The 20,830-nt window shown below is 67.0% G+C and carries 18 protein-coding genes; 2 read left to right on the top strand and 16 right to left on the bottom strand.

The annotated features are described in order from the left end of the window. Positions 1 to 69 precede the first annotated feature (69 nt). Positions 70 to 1,998, top strand: coding sequence for a PAS domain S-box protein (locus VF167_18975; protein ID HEX6927515.1), 1,929 nt, complete (start codon positions 70 to 72; stop codon positions 1,996 to 1,998). A gap of 16 nt (positions 1,999 to 2,014) precedes the next feature. Here VF167_18975 and VF167_18970 read toward each other — a convergent pair whose 3' ends face one another. The 3 genes from VF167_18970 to VF167_18960 are packed head-to-tail and all read right to left on the bottom strand — an operon-like array spanning position 2,015 to position 8,628. After that, positions 2,015 to 2,671 (bottom strand): response regulator transcription factor, encoded by a 657-nt coding sequence (locus VF167_18970; protein HEX6927514.1) that lies wholly within the window; start codon positions 2,669 to 2,671, stop codon positions 2,015 to 2,017. A 35-nt stretch (positions 2,672 to 2,706) separates the two neighbouring features. Beyond that, positions 2,707 to 3,081 carry a response regulator gene (locus VF167_18965; protein ID HEX6927513.1) on the bottom strand — a complete coding sequence of 125 codons (375 nt, stop codon included), beginning with the start codon at positions 3,079 to 3,081 and terminating at the stop codon, positions 2,707 to 2,709. A gap of 9 nt (positions 3,082 to 3,090) precedes the next feature. Further along, positions 3,091 to 8,628: an AAA family ATPase gene (locus tag VF167_18960; protein ID HEX6927512.1), complete on the bottom strand. Its 5,538-nt coding sequence runs from the start codon at positions 8,626 to 8,628 to the stop codon at positions 3,091 to 3,093. 136 nt (positions 8,629 to 8,764) lie between these two features. Here VF167_18960 and VF167_18955 point away from each other — a divergent pair, with 136 nt between their 5' ends. Then, positions 8,765 to 9,463, top strand: a complete 699-nt coding sequence (locus VF167_18955; GenBank protein ID HEX6927511.1) for a TetR family transcriptional regulator — start codon at positions 8,765 to 8,767, stop codon at positions 9,461 to 9,463. A 39-nt stretch (positions 9,464 to 9,502) separates the two neighbouring features. On the opposite strand, the gene VF167_18950 is transcribed toward VF167_18955, so the two are convergent. The 13 genes from VF167_18950 to VF167_18890 form a co-directional block, all read right to left on the bottom strand. Then, positions 9,503 to 10,114: a DUF2269 family protein gene (locus VF167_18950; protein HEX6927510.1), complete on the bottom strand. Its 612-nt coding sequence runs from the start codon at positions 10,112 to 10,114 to the stop codon at positions 9,503 to 9,505. 47 nt (positions 10,115 to 10,161) lie between these two features. Further along, positions 10,162 to 10,923, bottom strand: coding sequence for an SDR family NAD(P)-dependent oxidoreductase (locus VF167_18945; GenBank protein ID HEX6927509.1), 762 nt, complete (start codon positions 10,921 to 10,923; stop codon positions 10,162 to 10,164). A gap of 64 nt (positions 10,924 to 10,987) precedes the next feature. Further along, positions 10,988 to 11,359 carry a hypothetical protein gene (locus VF167_18940; protein ID HEX6927508.1) on the bottom strand — a complete coding sequence of 124 codons (372 nt, stop codon included), beginning with the start codon at positions 11,357 to 11,359 and terminating at the stop codon, positions 10,988 to 10,990. Between the two features lie 215 nt (positions 11,360 to 11,574). Continuing rightward, positions 11,575 to 12,036: an arsenic resistance N-acetyltransferase ArsN2 gene (arsN2, locus tag VF167_18935; protein ID HEX6927507.1), complete on the bottom strand. Its 462-nt coding sequence runs from the start codon at positions 12,034 to 12,036 to the stop codon at positions 11,575 to 11,577. A 15-nt stretch (positions 12,037 to 12,051) separates the two neighbouring features. Further along, the gene (gene arsM / locus VF167_18930) at positions 12,052 to 12,918 is read right to left on the bottom strand and encodes an arsenite methyltransferase (GenBank protein ID HEX6927506.1); all 867 of its coding nucleotides are present in this window, start codon (positions 12,916 to 12,918) and stop codon (positions 12,052 to 12,054) included. A 52-nt stretch (positions 12,919 to 12,970) separates the two neighbouring features. Then, positions 12,971 to 13,330, bottom strand: a complete 360-nt coding sequence (locus VF167_18925) for a metalloregulator ArsR/SmtB family transcription factor (protein ID HEX6927505.1) — start codon at positions 13,328 to 13,330, stop codon at positions 12,971 to 12,973. 158 nt (positions 13,331 to 13,488) lie between these two features. Then, positions 13,489 to 14,019: a dihydrofolate reductase family protein gene (locus VF167_18920; protein HEX6927504.1), complete on the bottom strand. Its 531-nt coding sequence runs from the start codon at positions 14,017 to 14,019 to the stop codon at positions 13,489 to 13,491. Between the two features lie 18 nt (positions 14,020 to 14,037). Continuing rightward, positions 14,038 to 14,517: an SRPBCC family protein gene (locus tag VF167_18915; protein ID HEX6927503.1), complete on the bottom strand. Its 480-nt coding sequence runs from the start codon at positions 14,515 to 14,517 to the stop codon at positions 14,038 to 14,040. Further along, the gene (locus tag VF167_18910; GenBank protein ID HEX6927502.1) at positions 14,514 to 14,828 is read right to left on the bottom strand and encodes a metalloregulator ArsR/SmtB family transcription factor; all 315 of its coding nucleotides are present in this window, start codon (positions 14,826 to 14,828) and stop codon (positions 14,514 to 14,516) included. The genes VF167_18915 and VF167_18910 overlap by 4 nt, the downstream gene beginning before the upstream one ends. Positions 14,829 to 15,089: 261 nt before the next feature. After that, positions 15,090 to 15,809: an NAD(P)-dependent oxidoreductase gene (locus VF167_18905; protein HEX6927501.1), complete on the bottom strand. Its 720-nt coding sequence runs from the start codon at positions 15,807 to 15,809 to the stop codon at positions 15,090 to 15,092. 123 nt (positions 15,810 to 15,932) lie between these two features. Then, positions 15,933 to 17,441 carry a PepSY-associated TM helix domain-containing protein gene (locus VF167_18900; GenBank protein HEX6927500.1) on the bottom strand — a complete coding sequence of 503 codons (1,509 nt, stop codon included), beginning with the start codon at positions 17,439 to 17,441 and terminating at the stop codon, positions 15,933 to 15,935. A 5-nt stretch (positions 17,442 to 17,446) separates the two neighbouring features. Further along, positions 17,447 to 18,010 carry a hypothetical protein gene (locus VF167_18895; protein ID HEX6927499.1) on the bottom strand — a complete coding sequence of 188 codons (564 nt, stop codon included), beginning with the start codon at positions 18,008 to 18,010 and terminating at the stop codon, positions 17,447 to 17,449. Between the two features lie 8 nt (positions 18,011 to 18,018). Continuing rightward, on the bottom strand, positions 18,019 to 20,364 hold the full coding sequence (locus tag VF167_18890; protein HEX6927498.1) for a TonB-dependent siderophore receptor: 2,346 nt from the start codon (positions 20,362 to 20,364) through the stop codon (positions 18,019 to 18,021). Between the last annotated feature and the right edge of the window lie 466 nt (positions 20,365 to 20,830).

Below are 20,830 nucleotides of genomic sequence, written 5' to 3'. Positions count from 1 at the left end.
CAACCTGACGCTGGGTCACTCGATCAGCGGCCCTCCGGGGGCGTCGGGCTTCCGCCTCAAGGGGCTGCCATGGAGATCGAGCTCAGGCGCGTGATCGACGCGCTCCCGGGGGTCGTCTGGACCGCGCTCCCCGATGGGAACGTCGATTTCGTCAATCAATTCTGGTGCGACCACACCGGATTCTCTCCCGAAAGATCCCGCGGACGTGGGTGGCTGGCTGCTTTCGCGCCCGAGGATCTGACTGACCTGCGTGAGCGCTGGCGTTCCATCCTCGCTTCGGGTCAGGCTGGCGAAATGAAGGCGCGTCTGCGTCGGTCCGACGGGTGGTATCGATGGTCGATCGTTCGCGCTCGTCCCCTGACCGGCGAAGCAGGCCGGATCGTCAAGTGGTGCGGGACGATCCACGAAATCGAGGAGGACGTGACGGAGGACATCTCCGTGCAGCGCGCGCAGGCCGACGTGGAGCTGAGGCGGAGTGAAGCGCGCAAGACGGCCATCCTGGATTCGGCCCTCGACTGCATCGTCACGATGGATCACGAGGGTCGCATCACCGAGTTCAATCCGGCCGCCGAGCGGACGTTCGGCTTCTCTCGCGAACAGGTTCTGGGCAGGCCGCTGGCCGAGGTGATCATCCCTCCCCACCAGCGGGAGGCGCACTGGCAGGGACTCGCCCGCTACCTTGCCACCGAGGAGCCGCACGTGCTCGGGAGGAGGGTCGAGATGACGGCTCTACGGGCGGACGGCACCGAGTTCCCCGTCGAGCTCGCCATCACTCGCATCCCGCTGGAGGGCCCTCCCTCGTTTACCGGCTACCTGCGCGACGTCACGGGACGCAGGCAGGCCGAGGACGAGCTGAGACGCAGTGAAGCACTTCTCGCCGAGGCACAGCGGCTGAGTCTGACGGGCAGCTTCTACTGGCGGGTGGCGAGCGATGACGTAACGCTGTCCGAGCAAACCTACCGCACATATGGCTTCCAGCCTGGCGAGCCGGTGACGCTCGAGATGATCGGGGCGCGAACTCACCCGCAGGACGTCAGGCTGCTGCGTGAGATGATCGCGGAGGCGCGAGGCCCCGGGAGTGATCTGGACTATGAATACCGGCTGATGTTGCCGGATGGAACGGTCAAACACCTGCACCTGGTCGCGCGCGGAAGCCATGGCACGAACGGCGAGCTCGAGTACATCGGCGCGGTCCAGGATGTGACGCAGCGCCGACTCTCCGAGGAGGCGCTCGGCCAGGCTCAGTCAGAGCTTGCCCACGTCACACGGGCAACCACGCTCGGGGCGTTGACCGCGTCCATTGCGCACGAGGTCAACCAGCCGCTTTCGGGAATCCTCACCAACGCCAGTACGTGCCTCAAGATGCTGGCATCCGAACCGCCGAACCTGGAGGGTGCTCGCGAGACCGCACGCAGGACGATTCGGGATGGACAGAGAGCATCGGAGGTGGTCGGCCGACTGCGCGCCCTCTTCGCCAACAAGGGCACGGCGACGGAGGCCATCGACCTGAACGATGCGGCCCGGGAGGTGATTGCGCTCTCGTCCGGCGAGATGCAGAGGGGTCGGGTGCTATTGCGAACCGAGCTAGCGGAAGACCTGCCTCACGTCACCGGCGATCGCGTCCAGCTACAGCAGGTGATGCTGAATCTCCTGCGCAACGCTCTGGACGCGATGAGCGAGGTCCACGATCGCCCGAGGGAGCTGCTGATCCGAACGGGGCGAGAGGAGGGCGATCGCGTGCGGCTGAGCGTGCGGGATGCCGGAGAAGGTCTGCAGGCCGAGGGAATGGACAGGCTCTTCGACGTGTTCTACACCACCAAGCGCGGTGGTATGGGCGTCGGGCTGGCGGTCAGCCGCTCGATCGTGGAGAGCCATCGCGGCCGACTATGGGCGGAACCCAATGATGGTCCGGGCGCCACATTCTCTTTTTCCATTCCCGCGCTGTCTGCGCAGACCGACGCCAGGGTCGGCTCGCCACCAGGCGGAACGACGGCGTGACGCAGGCGGGGAGTGCCTAGTGGGCGCCCCCTGATTCGCCGACCGGGGCGGGGGGCGGTGTCGCGAGACCGAGCGTCGCGGCCATCGTCACGAGGTCGGGCAGGGATCTGGCTTTCATCTTCCGCATCACCTTGCCTCGATGGGCCTTCACCGTGATCTCGCTGATGCCGAGCTCGCGGCCCACCCGCTTGTTCAGACGACCGGTGACTACCAGCGCCATGACCTCGCGTTCGCGTGGGGTGAGCGAGGCGTACGCCTCACGGAGGCCCTGGATCTCCTGCTCCCGTGACAGCGCGTTCTCGCTGCGCTCGATGGCGTGTTGGATCGCGGCCAACAACACGTCGTCGCCGAAAGGTTTCGTCAGGAACTCGACTGCTCCCGCCTTCATCGCGCGGACGGTCGTGGGGATATCGCCGTAGCCGGTGATGAAGATGATGGGCATGTCCGTTCGATCGGCGGCGAGGTGCTTCTGCAGCTCCAGTCCGTTCAGGTCTGGCAGGCTGACGTCGAGCACGAGACAGCTCGGTGCGGCGATCCGGGGATGGGAAAGGAAGTCCTGCGCGGACGCGAACGTCTCCGGATGCCAGCCCGCCGAGAGGATCAGCAGCTCGAGCGACTCGCGTACCGAGATATCGTCGTCCACGACAAACACGATGGGTGTGGTCTGCGACATGGTGCCGTCCTTGTCGAAAGCCGGTGCCGGATTGCTCAGGCCGGTGGTAACGCGGTGTTGAGCGCTTCGAGCAGATCGGCCTCGCTGAATGGTTTGAACAGGCAGCCCACCGCGCCCCGTTGGAGCACGCCCTGGCGAACGGCTTCGTCGATGTAGGCGGTGATGAAGATGATCGGAATGTCCTGCCTGCGTCGTGTCAGCTCCAGCTGGAGCTCCGGTCCGGTCATGCCCGGCATGGCGATGTCGAGGATGAGGCAGTGCGTGCGGTCCAGATACTCCGAGGCGAGGAACTCCTCGGCCGCGGAGAAGGCGCGGGCGTCGTAACCGAGCTCTCTCAGCAGGTCGGGTAGCGATTCGCGCACCGACTCGTCGTCGTCCACGACGGCTACGAACTGTCGCGTCGATATCACGTCTGCCTCTCAACCCTGTGGGGGTGTCGGAGCGTTCTTGCGCGTGACTCGAGGGGCAGTGGACTGCCGCACATTCTCCGAAGCACGGGGAAGAGAGAATGAAAACGTCGCCCCCGAGCCTGAATTGGGAGCCGCCCACAGCCGGCCGCCATGGGTCTCCACGATCGAGCGGCTGACCGACAGGCCCATCCCCATGCCGTTGGCCTTCGTGGAGTAGAACGGTTCGAACAGGCTGTCCAAGCTCTCCAGATCGAGACCCATCCCCGTATCCTGCACGCTCAGCCGCACTCGGTCCCCCTCCTCGCATTCGGTGCGGATCACCACCTGCCTCGAATGCGGATCGACGTCGCTCATCGCCTCCGACGCGTTCAGCAAGAGGTTCAGCACCACCTGCTGGAGCTGGACGCGATCGCCCATAACGGAGGGGAGGTCGGCCGCGAGATCGGCCCGGACAGCGACCCTGCCGCTCTGGAGCTCGTTCCGCGTGAGTGCGATCACTTCTCGGGCCGCGTCGTTCAGGTCGACCGGTTCGTAGACGTAACCCTTGTTGCCGAATAGTGCGCGCAGCCGGTTGATCACGTCCGAGGCCCGGTGGCCGTCGCGGATCGTGCGCCGCACCGTTTCCTTCGCACCCTCCACATTGGGAGGGTTGGCGTCCAGCATCCGAAGGCAGGTGCTGGAGTTGGTGATGATGCCGGACAGAGGCTGACTGACTTCGTGGGCGATGGAGGCGGTCAGGGTTCCCAGCGTCGTAGCGCGGGCAACGTGGGCGAGCTCGGATCGAGCCTCGGTGAGAGCTTCCTCGGCGAGCTGCCGCCGCGTCACGTCCTGGATCGCGCCGGTGTACTCGAGCTCACCGCTCGCGCCGTAGCTTCCGTGCGCGACGAGGTGCAGATGCTTGACGGCGCCATCCGGCATCTGGGCGCGGTAATGGCCATCCAGGTCGGTAGCGGGGCCGCGTGCGGCGGCGAACAGTTCCCGCAGAATGGATAGATCCTCCGGATGGGTCCGGTCCTCGATCAGGTCCACAGTCACCGTCTCCCCCGGTTTCAGCTCATAGATCCGACAGGCCTGTTCCGAGAAGTCGAGCACGTCCTGGTCCGCGCGCCAGAACCAGCTGCCGGTCGAGCTGAGGTGTTGCGCCTCCCTCAGCAATGCCTCGCTGCGTCGCAGCTCGGAATACAGGCGCGCGTTCTCCAGCCAGATCGCCGACTGTGAAGCAAGGAAATCCAGCACCGCCACCCGCTCAGAGGTGAAGGCGGACGGGGTCAGGTTGTTCTCCAGGTACAGCGCGCCGATCACCTTCGTCTCTTTGAAGATCGGGAGGCACAGCACGGATCTCGGACGGTTGTGCCGCACGTACTCGTCGTCGGGATCGAGGCCGCCGGCGGAGGCATCGTCCAGCACCACCCGCTCCCCCGTTCGCCGCACGTATTGCAGCACCGACTGCGGAAGATCGACCGGAGTGACGCCAATCCCCTGCACGGTTACCTCGACACTCCCGCCGGCTGTCTTCGCTTCTGCCTCGACGTGGAGCTCGCCTCCGCGCAGGAGGACGAGCAGGCCCCGCTCGGCCCCCGCGTGCTCGACTGTCAGGCGCATGAGCTTCTCGAGCAGGCTCGGCAGGACCATCTCGCTGGAGAGGGTTTGCGAGGCCCTGTCCACGACCTCGATGTCGAGCTGAGCCACAGACTTGTCGATCGTGGCCCGGAGTGGGCCCGGCAACGTCCGGGCGCGCAGGTGGGGGTATCGTTCGTCGAGCTGCCGTACTTTGGCGAGCGCTCCCCACCGCTCGAAGCAGTCGCGAGCGTTCCGCAGATACGCGTCGGCGATCGTCGTGAGTCCCAGTGCCTCGTGGAACCGCCCCGCGAGCTCGTTCGCGAGCGCCTCGTTCTGTACGAATCCCTGCTTCCGCGCCAGCTGGATGGCGGCGTCGTACCAGGAGCGGGCCTCGGCCTCGCCGCCTTCCAACCGGGCGATCTCAGCTGACAGCAGTGCCTTGCGGCTGGCGAAATTCTCGGGACAGCTCTCGGCCCACGCGGCGATCCGCTCGTGGTGGTTCCGGAGGGCCCCCAGGTGATCCCCGCGGTCTTTGCCGATCGCGTTGTCCGCGGCGGCGGCCCTGGTCAGCGCCGCGTAGAAGTCGTACTCCGCCTCCTCGATGGACGAGCGCATCGCCCAGCGGATCGGAGCCACCCTCGCGTCAGCTTCCAGGGCAGCGCGGATATCTCCGGCGAGAAGCCGGGCCTGCAGGCGGAAGACCCAGAAGTAGCACACCATCATGGCAACACCGGGCGCCCCCTCCACGTCCTGCCGCGCCCATTCCTCGTCCTCGGGACGATCCACGCCCGACAGCCCTCGCAGCCGCTTCACGAGCTCGAGCTGGCTGAAGAACCGCTCCGTCTCCATGCCGAGCTGGATCTTCCGGGCGAATTCGATCGCCTGCTCGGCCTCCCGTTGCACCTGGGTGAGCGGAACCCCGCAGGCCAGGAGGTGGGTGACCGAATTCCTGGCGTCGTAGGCAGCGAAAGCTGCGTCCCCCCTCGAGCTGGCGACCTCGAAGGCGTGTTTCATCAGCGGCTGACAGCGTGGGAGGTGCTCGCTCCAAGGGAGGGTGAACGCGGCGAAGAGCGAGTAGACTCGTCCCCTGAACCGATCCGCTCCACGCGCGTCCACCATTTCGCGGGCGAGCTGACCGAGACCATATGCGGTGGTGTAGTCGGCGAAATGGGACCCGAGAGCCATGTTCAGGGCCGAGTATGCAACCGCGGAGCTCTCGCAGTTCCCGAGCTTCAGGCTGAGGTTGCTCATGCGCAGGAGCACGAGCTCCATGAGATATCGGTCGATCGCGTAAGCCGCCGGGAAGAGCTCCATCAACACCGTCATCGCGATCAGGCTGATGGGGTCGGACATGGGGGGCAGCTCACGGAGCGACTCCAGCGAACGCGCGGCAAGGTTGCACCGCAACCGCTGATACTCACGGCGAACCTTTGCTTCGCTGGGCCGCATCGGCCAGTTGATGCCGACGCGCGGGAGGAACCCGAGCGCCACTTCGGCTGCGCGCAGACTCCTCCCCGTCGAGAAGTAGAGGAGTACGGTGAGGCAGACGACCTTCGCCTGATCTACGAGCTCCCGCGCTTCGGACGAGAGACGGGTGAGCCTTTCCTCCGCGCTGGCCAGGTCACCGACGACGATCTCGCATTCGGCCAGGCAGAGCTCCAGGTCCAAGCTCAATCGGTGTCGATTCTCGCGGCCGTTCTCGCCGAGGGCCTCCATCCCTGCGATGAACAGTGCCTGCGCCGAGGCGTACGCGCTCGATGTCATTGCTCGCCGACCCGCGAGCAGATTGAGCTCCGCCACCCGCTCACGTTCGGACGATGACTCCAGGGCCGTCGCTCCACGGTCGAGCTGATTGACGACCTCGAAGATGTTCTCCTCGAGCTCGGCGGGAGGCGTGAGGGACAGCAGCACCCGGCCGATGCGCAGGTGTGCCGCGGCCCGGTCGACCGACGGAATCAGTGCATAGGCGGCTTCCTGAATGTGATCGTGCGTGAACGCGACGGCCCCGTCATCGTGGCGGATGAGGCCGGCCTCCACGGCAGGGCGCAATAGCGAGTGGACCTCGTCCGGCGTGCTTCCACGAACGAGCGCGACCGTCGATATCGGCGCGATATTCCCCAGACAGGCGAGTTGGCTCAGAGCCTCACTGGTGTTCGCAGGGAGGCGACTTAGCTTGGCGGATAGGAGCTCCGCCACGTTGTCCGTGATGCCCTTCGCGCGCACCCGGCCGATGTCCCACCGCCAGGCGGAGTTGTCGGCATCGAATGAAAGCAGCCCCTCCTCGGCCAGCGAGGTAATGAACTGGATGGCGAAGAACGGGTTCCCTGCGGTCTTCTCCCCCAGCAGTACCGCCAACTCGTGCGTCCGCGTCGAATCGGTGTAGAGTGCGTCCGCGGAGAGCCGTGCCAGGTGGTCCACCTGCAGGGGGCCCAGCGCGATCTCGGAGAGTGCGGCTCCGACCTGGCGAACCGTTGTCAGAGTCCTCGAGAGCGGGTGCTCGGGCTGGATTTCGTTCTCCCTGTAGGCGCCGATCAGCAGGAGATGGCGAACCTCCGGATCTGTGACCAGTCGCTGCAGCACCTCCAGGGTGCCCGCGTCCAGCCACTGCAGGTCGTCGACAAACAGGACGAGCGGATGTTCCGGAGTCGCGAAGACGCCGAGGAGGCCGCGGAAAGCCTGATAGAAGCGTGCCTGTGCGTATTGCGGATCGACCTGCGGAAGGGGCGGCTGTTCGCCGATGACGAGCTCGAGCTCCGGGATCAGGTTCAACATCAGCTGCCCGTTCGGCTCCAGTGCCGCAAGCAGGTCGCGGCGCCAGCGCTCGAGCTCCGCATCATTCCGACTGAGAATCTGCCGGACCAGAAGCTGAAATGCCTGCGCCAGGGTCGCGTATGGAATGTCGCGTTTGTACTGGTCGAACTTTCCGGCCGCGAACCATCCTCGCCTCGGCACGAGTGCCCTGTGGAGCTCGTTCACGATGGAGGACTTCCCGATCCCGGCGTGGCCCGACACCAGGACCAGTTCCGTCCTCCCCTGGGTGGCGACTCGCTCGAAAGCGGTCAGCAGGACCTGGATCTCCGCTTCCCGCCCGTACAGCTTTTCCGGCAGCAGCAGCCGATCGGGGACGTCCTGTTGGCCGAGGGGAAAGGGGTCGATCCGTCCGTGCGCCATCCATGCGGCGAGGCATCTGCGAAGGTCCGCCTCCAAACCGGCGGCGGTTCTGTAGCGATCCTCAGGATCTTTTGCGAGGAGCTTCAGGACGATCGCGTCAACCGGTGGTGGCAGCCCGGATACGATCCCGCTCGGCGGCACTGCCTGTCGGGCGAGCTGAGAATGGATCCACTCCATCGGATCCAGAGCGGTGAACGGCAGAGTGCCCGTGAGCAGCTCGTAGAGGGTAACCCCCAGCGAGTAGAGGTCGCTGCGGGCATCGATCGAACGATTCATGCGGCCGGTCCGCTCAGGTGCCATGTAGGCGAGCGTGCCGGCTATCAGCTCGGGCGGGCTGGGTGAGCGTTGCTCGCCTTGAAACCGCGAGGCGATTCCGAACCCCATGAGCCGGACGCGGCCAGATTCGTCGATGAGGATGTTCGCAGGCTTGATGTCCCTGTGGACGAGACCGCGGCAGTGCACCTTCCCGAGAGCCGCTGCCAGGTCGCTGGCGATCCGAAGGACGGATTCCAGCTCCAGGGGCCGCCCCTCCGAGCGCTCCAGGACGAGATCCAGGGGCTCACCGCCGCAGTCCTCGAGCAGGAGCATCAATTGACCTTCGAGGCGGGTGAGGGCCAGCGGTCGCGCTGCCCACGCGGAGTCGAGCTCAGCCGCCAGTTCGTATTCGTGCGCCAGGCGCTCGTCGCTCTGCGGCGACGGATAGGGCCCGGTGACCGCCAGGGCGAGCACCGGCGGCTCCCCGGCTTTGCGAGCCCGATAGAGGGTGAACTCCCCGCCGGACCTCAGGACTTCGAACACATATCCGGAACCCGTCATCGCGACCTTCCAGTGCAGCCGAGAGCCGACAGGAGTCAACCCGTACGCTCGTCAAGTTTGGCCGCGTGCCGGGTGGGGGTCCATAATACGAAGGTGTCGGTCGAGCCTCGCTAACCGGAACTGACGCTTTTCCCCGATGTCCCCGCGCCCGTACCGCATGGCTGCCCGCCGGGCTGCTGCCGAGGAGACCCGCGCCCGAATCGTCGCGGCCGCGCGTGAGGTCATCGCGGCACCCGGCGGCATCGACGCGTTCACCGTGGACGCGGTCGCGCGGGCGGCGGGCGTGGCGCGCATGACTGTCTACCATCAGTTCGGCTCCAAGACCGGGCTGATCGAGGCCGTCTTCGATTCGCTGGCGATCGTGCGGGAAGGCGTGCAGCGGCTACGGGCCGCGCTCGAGTTGAGCGACCCGGAGGAGACGCTCGCGGCGTTCGTGCGCACCTTCGCCGGAGTGTGGGAAGAGGACCGGCTGGTCATCCGGCGGTTGCAGGGGCTGGCGGCGCTTGATCCCGAGTTCGCGCGGGTGTGGGACGCGCGCGAGAGTCGCCGCCGGGGGGGCATGCGCGAGATCACGTCGAGGGTGGCCGCGGCGCGCGCCGGTGCGGCGCCTGAGCTCGATATGGAAGCCGCGACGGCCGCGCTGTACGCCGTGGTCTCCCCCGAGGCGTTCGAGGCGATGGCGGGCACGCAGCACAGCTTCGCCGACGTCGCCCCGCTCGTGCACCAGCTGGCGCGCAAGATTCTCGGGATGGATGGCGGGAAACCGCTCGCTTTCCCCGCGTCCGCGCCTACCGCCCCGGACCGACCGACGCGCCGCCGGACGACTCCCGGCTGATTCACCCGCGCTAATGCGCCTCCGCTATTTCGCGCTCCGCTAATTGTCGATCGTCGGTCCTGACGCCAGGGTCGGCCGAGACGCTGCGGCCGGCGCGGCGCGCCCGAGCCGCGCGCCGACGATTGCCCCGATTGCGGCGGGGAGGACGACCGCGATTATTGACTCGAGCGTCCCCGGCTTGGCGGTCATCAACCAGAGCGTACCCAGGGCTGCGCCGTTCGTCGCCGCGAGCGCGCTCCAGGTAGTGGCGCTGCCGATGCGCCGCGCGGCCTCTCCGGAGAGTGGCCCGGCACCGGCCGACACCGCGCGGGCAATAGCGCCGAAGCCGCGATTTGTCACCGCGACCGCCACGATTCCGATGAGCAGGGCGGTCACCATCGCGGTCGAGATCCAGGCCGCGGGCTGAGAGCCGCCGAGCAGGTAGGCGAGATAGCCACCCGTGACCAGCAGCATGACCACGCCCGACGGCACCATGCTGCGCGACATGCCGAGCATCTCGGTCCAGCGACGGGCCTCCTCGTGAGTGGTGGCGCTGCGCAGACGGCTTCCCGCGCGCTGCTGCATCGAGAATCCCGCGAAGAGAGCGACAACGCCTAGAATGTGGATGAACAGGGCGATTGCGTAGCCCCTGGCAACGAAAGGTGCTTGCATGGTCCGCTCCCGCGTGGTGATATGGTCGGATCGGCGAAGCGCGGCGTCTAACGCAGCACCGCTCCACCGGCGATGTCGAGGATGACTCCGGTGACCCAGGCCGAGGCGTCGGAGGCGAGGTAGAGCGCTGCCCGCGCCACGTCCTCAGGCGTGCCGAGACGGCGCACGGGGTGCTCCTCAACGAGCAGCGCCTGGATGTCGTCCGGGATCTGCTGCTCGTTGCGTTCGGTGAGGATGGTCTCGGGGGCGAGGCAGTTCACGCGCACACCGAACGGACCGGCCTGCGCCGCCGCGCACTGTGTGAGCAGCTGCAGGCCTGCCTTGGCCGCGGTGTACGGTATGGGCGAGCGCGCGGTCGGCCGCCGCGCGGCTGCCGACGACATGGTGATGATGCTTCCGCGGCGCCGCTCCTTCATCCCCGGCAGCACGCTCTTCAGGGTGAGGAAGGTGGCGGTGAGGTTGGCGTCCACCGTCGCGCGCCAACCCTCCTCGGTGATCTCCTCGAGCGGGAGGTGCGGGTGCGTGAGGCTCGCGCCGGCGTTGGCAACGAGCACGTCGATGGGCCCGAGCTCCTCCTCCACCCGGCGGCGTATCGCCTCGATCTCCTCGGCGCGCGTGACGTCCGCCGTCACTCCGATGGCGCGCCCGCCGGCGCGTTCGATCTCGGCCCGCACGGCGGAGATGGCGTTCCTATCGCGGCCGTGCACCGCGACCGCGGCGCCCTCGCGCGCGAAGAGCCGGGCGATGGCCGCGCCGATTCCGCGTGAGCTGCCGGTGACGAGCGCAATCCGTCCCTGCAGTGCTTTCATCAGTTCCCCCGTCCTGTGGTGGTAGAGGCGTGCCGTATCCGGCGCGGGTCGCGGTTGGCGACACTCAGTCGGATGCGGCGCCCGCACGGCGCTCGCGCACGGCCACGACGAGCCCCCAGACGAGCACGGCCACGATCGCCAGGTGGTAGACGACGTCGGGTACCGTGCGCGGCCCGACCCCGATGGCGATCGTCAACAGCCCGACGCAGGTGCCCAGCAGTGCGAACGCCTGTGCGGCGATGGCCGTCGGGCGGGCGCGCCCCGGCGCGAGCAGCCCCACGACCAGCCCCAGAGCGAGCACGAGGGCGATCACCGTCTCGGCGGTGTAAGCGCCCTGGTGATAGTAGCCTTCGACGAGGATCCCCCGATGGGCGAGCGACGCGAACCCGAAGGCGAGCGCCTCGACGAGGAGGAAGGTGCGGACGGTGGACGACATCGGGAGCAACTCCAGGCTCGGGGTTACACTACCGGACGGCGAGCGAATTTAGTTGTACTCTCAATACAGTGAAATCGCAAGCGTAGTTTCAGGCGCGGGGACGGCGGCGCGTCAGCCGCATATCGTTGGCCATCGGAGAAACGGCTGCGGAGAAATGGCTGCGCGGGTGGGTGACGCGAAGCGGCGAGAATGGAGGAACTACACCAGGATGGCCGCTAGCCCTCCGGGTGAGCCAGGGAGCAGACCATCGCGATGGCCCCTTCCGGGCAGACCTCCCGGAACTCCGCGGAGGCTTTAACCGCGTCGGCGACTTCGGAGCGCGGGATCCGCTCGAACCCATGACGCGGGAAGTAGTCTGCCGCGGTCTCGGTGAGGAGATAGACCGCGGCGAGCCGCTCCCGTGAAGCGAGGTCGAGAGCCTTCCGCGTCAACGAGCTTCCCAGGCCCCTACCGCGCCAGTCCCGCGCCACAGCCACGGAGCGAAGCAGGCCGTAGCGACCATAGCGCTCCAGCCCGGCCACCCCGACGATGCGTCCGCCGGACTCAGCCACGATGAAAGCGTGCAGACCCTCCGCGACGCCGTGGAGAGGTAGCTTCGCATTCCGCAACATCGCCAGGACCTTCTCCAGGTCCTCCGGCCGCATCGGCCGGAGGACCGCGCTATTCGCTTCCCGCATCGGTGTTCGGAAGGCTCAGGAGCAGCACCCGGGGGCGCAGCACGCCCCGACCATCTCAGCCGCAACCGCCGGCTTGGTCGCCCGCACGAAGGCGGCCATGATCTTCCCGTCCACGGCCGCGGCAAACGCCTCCACGTCGAGCCCCGCCTCTTCCAGGAAGGCGCGGGCGTCCTCCGTCCGATAGACCCGAGTCGGCTCGATGGACGCATCCTCGAAGCCGACCTCGCTGAGCAGGGCCTCGAACTCCCCGACCGCCAGGGCACCGGCCACGCAGCCCACCCAGAGCTCCAGGGAGCGGCGCATCTCCGCCGGCACCTCGCCAACGACCACCACGTCCGACACCGCGAAGCGCCCTCCCGGCTTCAGCACGCGGAAGGCCTCCTTCAGCACTTGACGCTTATCCGCCGAGAGGTTGATCACGCAGTTGGAGATGATGACGTCCACGCTGTTGTCGGGGAGGGGAATCTCCTCGATGTGGCCCTTCAGAAACTCCACGTTGCTCGCACCCATCGCGGCGGCGTTCTTCCGGGCAAGGTCGAGCATCTCGTCGGTCATGTCCAGGCCGTAGGCCTTGCCCGACGGCCCCACGCGCTTGGCGGAGAGCAGCACGTCGATACCGCCGCCCGAGCCGAGATCGAGCACCACCTCTCCCTCCTTCGGCTCCGCCAGGGCGGTCGGGTTGCCGCACCCGAGCGAGGCGAGCACGGCCTCGTCCGGCAGGCCCGAGATGGTTGCGGCGTCGTAGAGGTCGCGCGTGATCGGATCCCCCGAGCCGCAGCACCCGCCCGATCCACAGCACGATGCCTTCTCCTGCCCCTGTGCCACGCGGAGCGCGGCCTGCCCGTAGCGCTCCCGCACGATGGCCCGCAGACGGTCGTTCATGGGTCCTCCGATCAATAAAGTTTGATGGATGATGCGAAAAAAAAGCCGGTCGTCAGGCGCAGCGCGGTCCCGTATGATCCTCCCCGCAGGCGCACGAGCTCCACACCTCCTCGTCCGGCTTCCGCTCCTGGAGATACGCGGCCATCTCGTCCAGCACCTCAGGGCGTAGCGAGTAGAAGTTCCAGCGCCCCTGCTTCCGGTCGTTCACCAGCCCGGCCTCCCGCAGCACCTTGAGGTGGAAGGACAGGCGGGACTGCGCCGCCCCGAGCGCGTCCTGCAACTCGCAGACGCAACGCTCGCCACGCTGGAGCAGGTCGACGATGCGCAGGCGAGTCTCGTCCGAAAGCGCGTGGAACCAGCGCGCAACCCGGGCCGGATTCGTAACCGTAGTCTCCATGAGCGAATAATACATCAATAGATATTGATGAGTCAAGCGGTGCGTGAGAACGAGGCCGTAAATTTCCTGCGCAGAGCCTCGGCCGTGGCAGAAATTCCTCCGCGGCCTCTGCGGTTCCTCCGTGCCCTCCGCGGTTAAACCGGGCCCCAGCGATGGTCGCGCCGCCCGTGGAATCAGGCAGGCGCGTAGGTCAATCGGACGACGTTCTCATCGATGCGGTCGTTACCCACCAGGCGGAGCGGTGGCGGAGATCCGAGGAAGTAGGGTTTGCCGTGGCCGAGCACCACCGGGTGCAGGTAGATCCGGTACTCGTCGATCAGCCCGAGCTCGATGAGGCTTCGCGCCAGGGTGGGGCCGGCGACTTCGATTTCCCCCTCGCGCTCGGCCTTGAGCGCGCGGATCGCGCCCTCGAGGTCATGTCCGACCAGCGTCGCGTTGGGCCCGACCGACTTCATCGTGCGCGACACGACCCACTTCGGCTGCCGGCGCCACGCCGCCGCGAAGGCGAGCTCGTCCTCATCCCACTCCGGGTGATCGTCGTCCCAGTACCGCATCACCTCGTACATCTCGCGGCCGTAAACGCTCCCCGCCTGTCCCTCCGCCTCCCGGATGAAGTGCCGGAAGAGCTCGGGTCCCGGGCCGAAGGCCGTGTGGTCCACGTAGCCGTCGAGGGACTGGTTCATTCCGAAGACGAGCTTCGCCATACGCGGTTCCTTTCCGGTTCAGCCCTGGACCAGATCGACGTACCGCTGGAGGTACAGCGGCCAGCCGCCATCCGCCGCGACGCCGTCGCGCACCGACTCCCACCCCTCTCCGTGCCGCTCCAGCTTGCGGTGCTCGAGCTCCACCCGCGTGCGGTCGGCTGACTCGGCGACGAAGCGGATCTCGACTTCGCTCGTGCGCGCGGGATCGGTCTCGATCTGCCACCGCGGGGAGATGTCCCAACTGATCACGATACGGTGGGGCGGCTCGAAGGCCAACACGCGCGCCCAGCGGCATTCGCTTCCGTCGACGCCCCGATCGTAGACATGCCCGCCGACGCGCGGCTCGAAGACCGTCTCCGCGATGGGGACCTGGAGGAGGTTGTGCTCGCGCGGCTTGATGCGGTCGAACTGCTCCGTGAAGATCCGGAAGGCGCGCTCCACCGGCGCTCCGACGACCACCTGCTGCCGCACCGAAGTTCCTTCCGTCTGTGTGTTCATGGCTCCTCCCGAGCGGATTGTTCGACGACCTCCTTGTAGGCCGTCAGGGCCTTGCTCCAGAACCGGTCGAGCTGCGCCCGCAAGGCGTCCACCGCGGCCGGATTCACCTGGTAGATGCGGCGGGTGCCGACCGGACGGTCGATCACCAGACCCGCCTCCTTCAGCACCTTGAGGTGCTGTGAAACCGCGGGACGGCTGATCGGCAGCTCCGCCGCCAGCTCGCCTACCGCCCGAGGCCGGTCGGCGAGACGCTCGAAGATCTCTCGTCGCGTGGGATCACCCAGTGCCTCCCACATGGGATTGGTAAGCATATGCTAACGGTAAGGTAGTGCTTACCGAGAAGTGCGTCAAGGAGTGACAAGGTGACAAGGTGAACGGGCCTGCCGCAGCTTTGTTAACGGCTGAAGATGCCGGTCGACCGCGCAATCCTTCGGTGGCTTCGAGGAGCGGGGGCGAGTTGCAACGGCGTGGCGGGCTGCTTTGTAGGCGAAGGCCAGCGCCTCCCGATCTTCCGAGGCGAAGGTGGGGGACTACCGTCCATCAGCCGTTCACCTTGTCACCCCCTCACCCCGTCACTCCTTGTCTTCGGCTTGTCTCCACCCGAGCTCCCGGGCCGCCTTCCTGCTCGACACCGTGCCATCCCACTCGACAATGTTGTAAGTGCCGCGCTCGCCACGGGTGACCGCCAGGCGCGCGGCCTCGGCGGCGGCATCGACGTGGAGCGGACCGCCGGGAGGGGGGTCGTCGAAGCCGGTGCCGGGACCGTAGAGCTTGCCGTAGCGCAGCACGATCCCCACCAGTGGCGCCTCCAGTACGTGCCGCTCCAATCGGGCGACGCCGCGGGCCGAAAGACCGGCGTCGTCCTGCCGCTGAACGTCCAGCGGCGAATTCTCGTCGTAGGGCTGGGGTCCCGGCGCGTAGGCGAAGGCGATGCTCTGGGCGATCAACCGTTTTGCCCCGGCGGCAACTGCGGCCTCCACCAGGTTGCGCGTTCCGACGTCCCTGAGACGCGCGTTGCGCACGCGCGCTTCGGCCATCTGCGCCGGGTCGAGCGCTGGGGGCAGATCGGTCAGCTGGTGGATGACGACGTCCGGCCTCGCCTCCTTCACCACCCGCAGCAGACCGATCCGGTCGAAGACGTCGATGACCACCGGCTCCACCCCCATGGCGCGGATCGTCTCCGCTCTGGACGGTGAGCGCGTGGTCCCCACGACCGTCCAGCCCTCCTCGACGAGCAGAGGGCAGAGCCTCCGTCCGATCACGCCACCGGCACCTGCCACAAAGATCCTCATCTTCACGTCCCAGAATGTGAGAAGTCGCCCCTATGCATAAGCTTGCGGAATAGCCGTAGGGCGACCCTCCGGCCAGGCTTATCTGTCCGGAAAAGTCGCCCTATGTCGGGGTCTGGTGAACTCCTAAGCGCGGGCCTCGGTTTTCTCAAGCTCAGGACTTGCTCTCGGCTCGAAGCGCTCCTGCCGCTCCGGGGCGGCGACCGCGCTTGGGTCCGAACGATCTGTCCTCCGTCGCCGCAGCAGACAAACCAGCAGCCCGAGCTGGAGCAGCAACGCCGTGTTGATGGTCCGCGCCGCCGGCGCCAAGGCGTCCACACCAAAGCGGACAAGGTGGGTCGTCAGCAGCAGCCCGACCAGTCCAGCCCAGACGGCGATCAGGTCTTGTCGTGCCCGCGCCGGCTCGCGGCGGCGGAGGCTCCACGCCACGCACATCGCCAGCACGGACCAGAACAGCACCGGCGAGACGAAGCCGAAGGCGATCTGCGAGGTCGCGCTCGCCGACAGCGCCACTGGCACGCCCCAGACGATCCCGGCCCAGATGTCGTTCAGCGCGTCGCGGTGCTTGCGCTTGGATAGCCAGATGTTTATCCCGGTCACCGAGACGACGGTGAGCGTCAGGCCGAGGACGAAGTAGATCAGCTTGACCGCGAAGCCGCCGAAGTGGCCGAAGTGGAGGTAGTACATCGAGTACACGATCTGCTTGCCCACCTCGCCATCCGAGAACCCCGCCTTGCCCAGGTAGTTGCCGGCGCTGTCGTAGCGATAGTTCTCGGAGTAGATCATCCGTCCGGGATGACTCGCGTGAATCTCCAAAAACTGGCGCTCGGTCCCGGCTCCGTGCACCGTCACCGCGAAGGGGTTCGCTGCAGGCGCGCGCGCGGAGAGCTCGGCCAGCGCCGCAGCGAGCCGGATCTCCCCCGTCTCTTTTACCTCAGGCTCCTCTCCAAACACCGACGAAACGATCGTCTGGGCATCGCGTCCGGTCAGCTCGGCCACCACGCCCAGCACCGGCGTCACCAACCCGAAGTAGGCACCGGTGATGGCGATCAGCAGGTGGAAGGGTGCACCCCAGACGCTCAAACGGTTGTGGATGTCCGTCTGATCCAGCCGTCCGTTGCCGCGCAGCCGCAAGTGGAAGGCGTCCCGAAAGAGGCGAGGGTGAGCCAGCAACCCGGACACGATCAGCCCCACCAGCATGGCACCGAGCGAGCTGACCAGGACGATGCCGAACGTCTCCGGCAGGGTCAGATAGAGGTGTGTGTTGATTATGAAGTGCGTCCACTCGTGCTCGACTTCATCACCCAGCGACCCATCCTCCCGCACGAACCAGCCGCGCTGCTGGTTCGAGACCGAGGCGCGCGGGATCTCCTCGGTGGGGAGGTTCAGGTACATGTGCTCGGTTCGCAGCGACTCCTGCGCGAGGAAGTCGTTGAACGCCCTTTCCAATACGACCGGATCGTAGTCCAACGACTCTCGGACCTGAGGCTGCTCCCACCGCTCAAACTCGGGATAGAAGACCGACAGGGTGCCGGTCAGACACACGATGTACATGAGGGCACCGACCAGCAGGCCCAGCCAGCCGTGCGCCGCCAGCGATCGCTTGACCAGGCCGGGAGACGGGGTCAGGTCCATGGCATTCAGCGGATGAGAATGGCCACCAGGCTGATCGCCGATAGCGCCACCAGCGACAGCACCGGACGGCGTCGGTCAGCGTCCATCGCAAGCCAGAAAGCGATGAGGCCCCAGACCGTCGGCATCACGCAGACGATGAAGACCAGCTGGTTGATCTCCCCGAAGGGGAGCAGGAGACCCACGGCGCTGGTGATCAGGGTACTCGCGATGATCCCCAGTACCACCACGAGCAGGAACGTCCGCAGGTGCTTCGCGATGCCCGTCCACGATGGCTTGGACAGACGACGCCGAGGCGTGGCGACCACCCTTCCGGTCCGGCGGTCGGCCACCAACCAGAGCAGTGGCAGAGCCGCCACGGAAGGGACCGTGATGGCGTAGATCGTCCCGAATTCCCAGCCGCCCAGCGCGACCCAGCAAGCGGACGCAACCAGCAGAAGGGTCCAGGCCGTCAGCACCGTGGCACGCGACCCCGACAGCCTCCGAGACCAGGAGCGGTAGAGGAGAACGAGCGCCGCCACGGTGCACGCTACCGCTGACGCTCCGAGTAGCCAGGCTGTCATCGCGAACATCTCGGGGCTCACCACCGGTACGAGACGGTGCCGGTGATCCCCCGCCGCGCGCCGAACCAGCAGTCGCCGCGCGCGAGACAGGTGGCGATGTAGCTCTTGTCGGCGAGGTTGTTCGCGTTCAGGGCGAATCGCCAGGAGCCTCGGTGGAAGGAGGCGAGGGCGTCGAACAGCGTGACCGCAGGTACGAAGACGTTGCCCGTCCCGTCGCCGATCCGGCCGACGTAGCGCACGCCGCCGCCCAGGGAGAGGCCGGGGAGGCCGAGCAACCCGAAGTCGTACACGGCCCAGGTGGAGGCGCTGTGCTCCGGAATCCCCTCGATCTGCTGGTCGGGATCGAGGTCGGTTCCGAAGGGGTCGGCGCTCGCGGTCGCGCGCGTGTAACTGTAGCTGGCCAGCAGATTCCAACCGGCGACGGCGCCCTGCGCCTCCAGCTCGACCCCGCGTACGCGAGCTTCGCCGATCTGGATGCTCTCGTTGACGTTCTCGGGATCGCTGGCGAGCCGGTTTTTCTCCTCGATCGAGTAGACGGCGGCGGATGCCTGGAAGGGGAGCGATGTCGGGGCCCACTTGATCCCACCCTCGATCTGTTCGCCACGCTTGGGCTTGAACGCCTTGCCCTCTGCGTCCGTGCCGCCCACCGGGTTGAATGACTCCGAGTAGCTCGCGTAGGGGGCGAGCCCGGGAAGGATCTTGTAGACGATCCCGACGTTCCGGCTGGTCGCCCAATCTCGGCTCACCTCTCCGTCCACGACCGCGTTCCGCACGTATTCCCGCCGCAGCCCGAGCCGAAGGCTCAGGCGATCGGAGAACTTCATCTGGTCCTGCACCAGGAATCCGACGCGCCGGATCTCGTTGTCGGTGCGGGTGCCGCCCTCGAGCGTAGGCTCGGGGAAGGTGCCGTATTCGGGGTCGTAGACGTTCAGCGGGGTGCCCGTCCCGGCAGCGGAGATCTGGGTGGCGTCGTGGAGCAGCCCGTCCACGCCGATCAGCACGGTGTGCTCGACGCCCCCGGTCCGCGGGGTGCCCTGGAGAAGGACCTCCCCCGCCGTCATGCGCGAGGCGTCGTCGTAGACGTACCACTCGCGGCCTAGATAGCGACCGTTCGCATCCGGCTCTCCGTTCTCGTCGAGGAAGCCCAGCCACCAGGCTGCGTAGAGGGACTTCATCAAGCCATCGACCCGGTCGTGGCGCACGTTGTTGCGCAGGCGCCAGGATCCGCCGAGCCCGAGGTCCGCGGAGTAGCCGAAGCGATAGCGCGTACCACCGTAGGTGTCCCAGTCCGGCTCGCCGATGAACAGATCCATGGGGATAGGACCGTTCGGCGCTGGCCTCAGAGTCCCGTCGAGCCCGAGGAAGGCGTTCGTGTTCTTGCTTTCGTCGAACTGGTACTCACCATAGAGGGTGAGCGCGTGACCGTGTTCGGACTGCCAGGTGAGCGACGGGGCGACGAAGGTGCGCTGCTCGTCCGCGTACTCGACCTGGGTGTCGCCGTCCTTCCCGACCGCGACCAGACGGTAGAGCCAGTTGCCGTCCGCGTCGAGCGGGCCGGTGAAGTCCGCCTGGAGCTCGCGGCGGTTGTAGTTACCCAGGCGCAGGCCCACCTCCCGCGATGCCACCGGCTGCGGCCGCTTCGAGACCAGGTTGACCACCCCGCCAGGGTCGTTCTGGCCCGCGATGATCGAGGCCGGGCCGCGCAGCACTTCGATACGCTCGTAGGCGTAGGGCTCCGTGCGAACCACGCCGTACCAGCCGGTGAGGGGGAGCCGCATCCCGTCGAGCAGCGTCGTCGTCTCCTGGCTGCCGCGTAGCGAGACCCAGTCGCCCCGGTTGTCGATGCCGTAGAGCTCGTGGCGCACGCCCGGCGTGTAGCGCAGGACCTCCTGCAGATTGGGCGAGGCCTGGTCACGGATCTGGTCGGAGGTCACCACGGTGATCGACTGCGGCGTCTCGATCAGCGGCAGGTCCATCTTCGTCGCCGTGTTGGAGCGGGTGGCGACGTATCCGCCCTGCTGCCCGACCACCGTGATGCCGCTCAGCGCCACCGCCTGGCGGGACAGCTCGATGTCCAGCACGAGCGTCTCCCCGCCGCGGAGCTGCACCTCGCGGCGCGCCGGCTCATAACCCATCAAGCGGGCGATGATCGTCCGTGTGCCGGCCGGCACCCCGCGGATCACCACTCGACCACCTTCCGTCGAGATGCCTCCGTCCTGTCCCCCCTCCAGGGAAATCTGCACCCCGGGCAGCGGCCGGCCGGTCTCGGCATCGGTGACCCGAGCGTGGATGATCCCGGATTGCGCTTCGAGTGGGGTGACTGCGGCTATAAAGACTGCAAGTGGAAGAAGAAAGCGATGCATGTCTCCACTCGTTTGACGCGATTGAGAATCAGTCTCAACGCGCGGCATAGTACGAGCGGTGTGGTGACTCGTCAAGCGTGTGGGGGAGGTTTCGCCTGCCTCAGGCGAACTTCAGGCGGAGGCACGCTCCGCGCGAGCGACAATCTCCCTGGGCGTGGTGTGTGGATCGGTCAATTTCGCGGCTCTGGTCGGTTTGGTGATTCGCCTGCGACGGGCCCCGAACTCATCGGCCTTCGGCCACACGCGTGCGAGGTGTCGCGGAGCGAGACACCGGGCGAAGAACCCGCGGCTGGATCCATCCCGCTGTCCGCGCCCACCCCACCGACCTACAACTACTCGCAAAAGCGCAGTCGGCTGCATCCCCAGCTTGCCCGGTTCTGTTTCGAGCGTGACCGCCCTGCGCGATGGCACGAATCGGGCGACCGGGCGCGAAGCTGAACATTCAACCCTTTTTCCCGCGGGATGC

Source organism: Longimicrobiaceae bacterium, assembly GCA_036375715.1.
In the GTDB taxonomy this organism is placed as follows: Bacteria; Gemmatimonadota; Gemmatimonadetes; order Longimicrobiales; family Longimicrobiaceae; genus DASVBS01.
This window is presented reverse-complemented; position numbering and strand designations above follow the sequence as displayed.